4 protein-coding genes and 1 rRNA gene are annotated in these 3575 nt (G+C 53.6%); 1 reads left to right on the forward strand and 4 read right to left on the reverse strand.

What is annotated here, in order from left to right; all coding sequences use genetic code 11:
• A 5S ribosomal RNA gene (gene rrf / locus V2S86_RS25525) occupies positions 1-82 on the forward strand; the annotation flags it as partial.
• 92 nt (positions 83-174) lie between these two features.
• Here rrf and V2S86_RS25275 read toward each other — a convergent pair.
• The 4 genes from V2S86_RS25275 to V2S86_RS25290 form a co-directional block, all read right to left on the reverse strand.
• The gene (locus V2S86_RS25275; protein ID WP_330764611.1) at positions 175-693 is read right to left on the reverse strand and encodes an ester cyclase; all 519 of its coding nucleotides are present in this window, start codon (positions 691-693) and stop codon (positions 175-177) included.
• A gap of 172 nt (positions 694-865) precedes the next feature.
• The gene (gene actP / locus V2S86_RS25280) at positions 866-2518 is read right to left on the reverse strand and encodes a cation/acetate symporter ActP (protein WP_330764612.1); all 1653 of its coding nucleotides are present in this window, start codon (positions 2516-2518) and stop codon (positions 866-868) included.
• Positions 2515-2826: a DUF485 domain-containing protein gene (locus tag V2S86_RS25285; protein WP_004954024.1), complete on the reverse strand. Its 312-nt coding sequence runs from the start codon at positions 2824-2826 to the stop codon at positions 2515-2517. The genes actP and V2S86_RS25285 overlap by 4 nt, the downstream gene beginning before the upstream one ends.
• A gap of 91 nt (positions 2827-2917) precedes the next feature.
• Positions 2918-3575: AMP-binding enzyme (locus V2S86_RS25290; RefSeq protein WP_442996190.1), on the reverse strand; the 658-nt coding region annotated here is incomplete at its 5' end.

Below are 3575 nucleotides of genomic sequence, written 5' to 3' on the forward strand. Positions count from 1 at the left end.
CCATGCCGAACTCAGAAGTGAAACGCCGTAGCGCCGATGGTAGTGTGGGGTCTCCCCATGCGAGAGTAGGACACTGCCAGGCATCAAATAAAGCAACAAGCCCTACGTGAAAGCGTAGGGCTTTTTGCTTTGGGGCGAGGAAACAACGGACGCAGCTACGCTGCGCCTCAGTTGCTACATTTTCACGCTCCCTAACTGCCGTAATAACGCTAGATTATCCTCAATATGCCAATTGGCGGTTATTGCTCCTTGCTTGATCTGATAGATATCAGTTGCAATAAAATCAATGGGTTGTCCCTTTCCTTGCTTACCCTGAAAACGACCGGTGAAATGCCCGCTAAAGTGCAAATGTGCCACGACGCGATCGCCAGAGACAATCATTTGCGTTACCTCGCAACGTAAATCCGTGACGGCCTGGCGGAAGGTTCTCGAGGCCTGCAACGCGCCGCGAATACCCTGGATTCTGCCAGCGGGCAAGGTCATATCGGTAAAGTCACGAGCCAGCGCCTGTTTTGCCAGCATCTCATCGCCGGTATTCCAGAAGCTGTCGTAGCGTTTGGCGGCAAGTATTTGCGCCTGCAACTGTGCAACCGGCAGGGTATGGTCGCTAATCAACTGCAATGGTTCTATGAGTGGGGCTGCCAGTGTATTGCCGGCAAAAGCCAACAATAGCAAGGCCGTAGGCTGTTTCATGATTTTGTCTCTTGAATGGTTCAGAGTACTTATCTTGATTCCTGTCAGCCGAATGAAAAACCCCGATAGAAGCGATGAACCTTTAAAGAATATTTACAACTGACAGAAAGAGAAAAGGCCCTGAAGGGCCTTTGATTAGGGGGTGTTTGCTTTTTTTTCACTTATTATTCAGTTAATGCGAGCTACCCTGAGAGATGCCCAGCCCGGTTTGCGAACGAACAAACTGAGAGCGGAAACGCTCGCGTTCTTGCTGCCCGGCCAGCGAACTGTCGGTGACGGAGAACAGCCAGGTCCCTATAAATGCCACCAGCATCGAGAACAGCGCCGGGTATTCATAAGGGTAGATCGGTTTTTCATGGCCAAGGATCTGCACCCAAATCGTCGGGCCCAGGATCATCAGGATCACAGCGGTCAGCAAGCCCAGCCAGCCACCGACCATCGCACCACGGGTCGTCAGGCGTGACCAATACATCGAAAGAATGATGATCGGGAAGTTACAGCTGGCGGCGATAGAGAAGGCCAGCCCCACCATAAAGGCGATATTCTGCTTCTCAAACAAAATTCCCAGCGCAATAGCCACGATCCCCAGGATCACCACGGTGATCTTGGAAACCCGCAGTTCATCACGCTCGGTCGCTTTGCCATCTTTAACCACGCTAGCGTACAAGTCGTGAGATACCGCAGATGCCCCTGCCAGCGTCAGGCCGGCAACCACCGCGAGGATGGTGGCAAAGGCGACTGCCGAGATAAAGCCGAGGAAGAAGTTACCGCCAACCGCGTTGGCCAAATGCACCGCAGCCATATTGGTGCCGCCCAACAGTGCCCCGGTAGCGTCTTTGAACGCCGGGTTAGGACCCACTAACAAAATTGCGCCGAAGCCGATAATAAAGGTCAGGATATAGAAGTAACCGATAAATCCGGTGGCATAGAACACGCTTTTACGGGCCTCTTTGGCATCGCTGACGGTGAAGAAGCGCATCAGAATGTGCGGCAAACCGGCAGTACCGAACATCAGTGCCAACCCCAGGGAAAGCGCGGAAACAGGATCCGAAACCAGACCACCCGGGCTCATAATGGCGATGCCCTTCGGATGCACTTTCACGGCTTCGGCAAACAGAGTGTTGAAGTCAAAGTTGACCGATTTCATCACCATCAGCGCCATAAAGCTGGCACCCGCCAACAGCAGCACCGCTTTGATAATCTGTACCCAAGTCGTGGCCAGCATGCCGCCGAACAAAACGTATAACACCATCAAAATACCGACCAAAATTACCGCCACGTGGTAGTTCAGACCGAACAGTAATTGGATCAACTTGCCGGCCCCGACCATCTGAGCAATCAGATACAGCGCGACCACCACCAGGGAACCGCAGGCGGAAAGCGTGCGGATCGGTTTTTGCTTCAGACGGTAAGAGGCTACGTCAGCGAAAGTATAGCGGCCAAGGTTACGCAGGCGTTCGGCAATCAGGAACAGAATGATCGGCCAACCGATCAAAAAACCGATAGAGTAAATCAGCCCGTCATAACCAGAGGTATATACCAGCGCGGAAATGCCGAGGAAAGAGGCCGCCGACATAAAGTCACCGGCGATAGCCAGACCGTTTTGCAGGCCGGTGATTCTTCCCCCAGCAGTGTAATAGTCCTGGCGCGATCGGGTGCGTTTGGAAGCCCAATAGGTGATATACAAGGTGGCGCCGACAAACAACACGAACATGACGATCGCTTGAATATTCAAGGGCTGACGTTGTACTTCGCCGCCAATGGCATCGGCAAAGGCCAGGCCCGGTAGAGCCAGCAGGGTGATGGCGGACAATAAAGGCTTCATTTCTTCACCTCACGCAGGATTTCTGCAGTCAGGCGATCAAACTCGCCATTAGCGCGGAATACGTAGATCCCGGTCAAAACGAAAGAGATAACGATCAGGCCCACACCCACCGGGATCCCTCGAGTGATGGTCGATCCAGCAGCGATCGGCGTGCCAAGCCACTGCGGATCGAAAGCGATCAGTAAAATAAAGCCAACATAAAGTACCAGCGTAATCAACGAAAGCAGCCAGGCGAAACGGCCGCGTTTTCGTACCAGCTCTTTAAAACGCGGGTTTTCCTCAATCCTTTGATAAATGGTGTCATTCATCAGTGCGTCTCCAGTAGGTATTGATCGAGAACGCCGCGCTGACAGCCGTCCATCGGGTGATTTCCTGATGAACGGCCGGAGACGGCGGAAATTACGACGGTACTTTCATTGATTGTTTTTCTTCCAACAGCTTGTCGACGACCGCCGGGTCCGCCAAGGTTGATGTGTCACCGAGGTTGCTGGTGTCACCCGCAGCGATTTTGCGCAGGATGCGGCGCATGATCTTGCCGGAGCGCGTTTTGGGCAGCGAATCTGTCCAGTGCAACACGTCTGGCGTGGCGATCGGTCCTATTTCCTTGCGTACCCAGTTACGAACTTCGGTATAGAGTTCGGGGGAAGGTTCTTCGCCATGATTCAGCGTGATATAGGCGTAAATTGCCTGGCCTTTAATATTATGCGGAATGCCGACTACCGCCGCTTCGGCGATTTTCGGGTGCGAGACCAACGCAGATTCGATTTCTGCGGTGCCCAGACGGTGCCCGGAAACGTTCAGTACGTCATCGACACGCCCGGTGATCCAGTAATATCCATCTTCATCACGGCGTGCGCCGTCACCGCTGAAATACATGCCTTTAAAGGTGGAGAAGTAGGTCTGCTCAAAACGATCGTGGTCACCGAACAGCGTACGCGCCTGGCCTGGCCAGGAATCGGTGATCACCAAATTGCCTTCGCAGGCACCTTCCTGAGGTGTACCTAGGTTATCGACCAACGCAGGCTGCACGCCGAAGAACGGCCGTGTGGCAGAGCCG

Source organism: Serratia sp. C2(1), from assembly GCF_036352655.1.
Taxonomy (GTDB): domain Bacteria; phylum Pseudomonadota; class Gammaproteobacteria; order Enterobacterales; family Enterobacteriaceae; genus Serratia; species Serratia inhibens.

What these genes read in the sequence shown, in the direction of transcription:
- V2S86_RS25275 (WP_330764611.1), bottom strand. Translation starts at nt 693, where the DNA reads ATGAAACAGCCTACGGCCTTGCTATTGTTGGCTTTTGCCGGCAATACA.
- actP (WP_330764612.1), bottom strand. Translation starts at nt 2,518, where the DNA reads ATGAAGCCTTTATTGTCCGCCATCACCCTGCTGGCTCTACCGGGCCTG.
- V2S86_RS25285 (WP_004954024.1), bottom strand. Translation starts at nt 2,826, where the DNA reads ATGAATGACACCATTTATCAAAGGATTGAGGAAAACCCGCGTTTTAAA.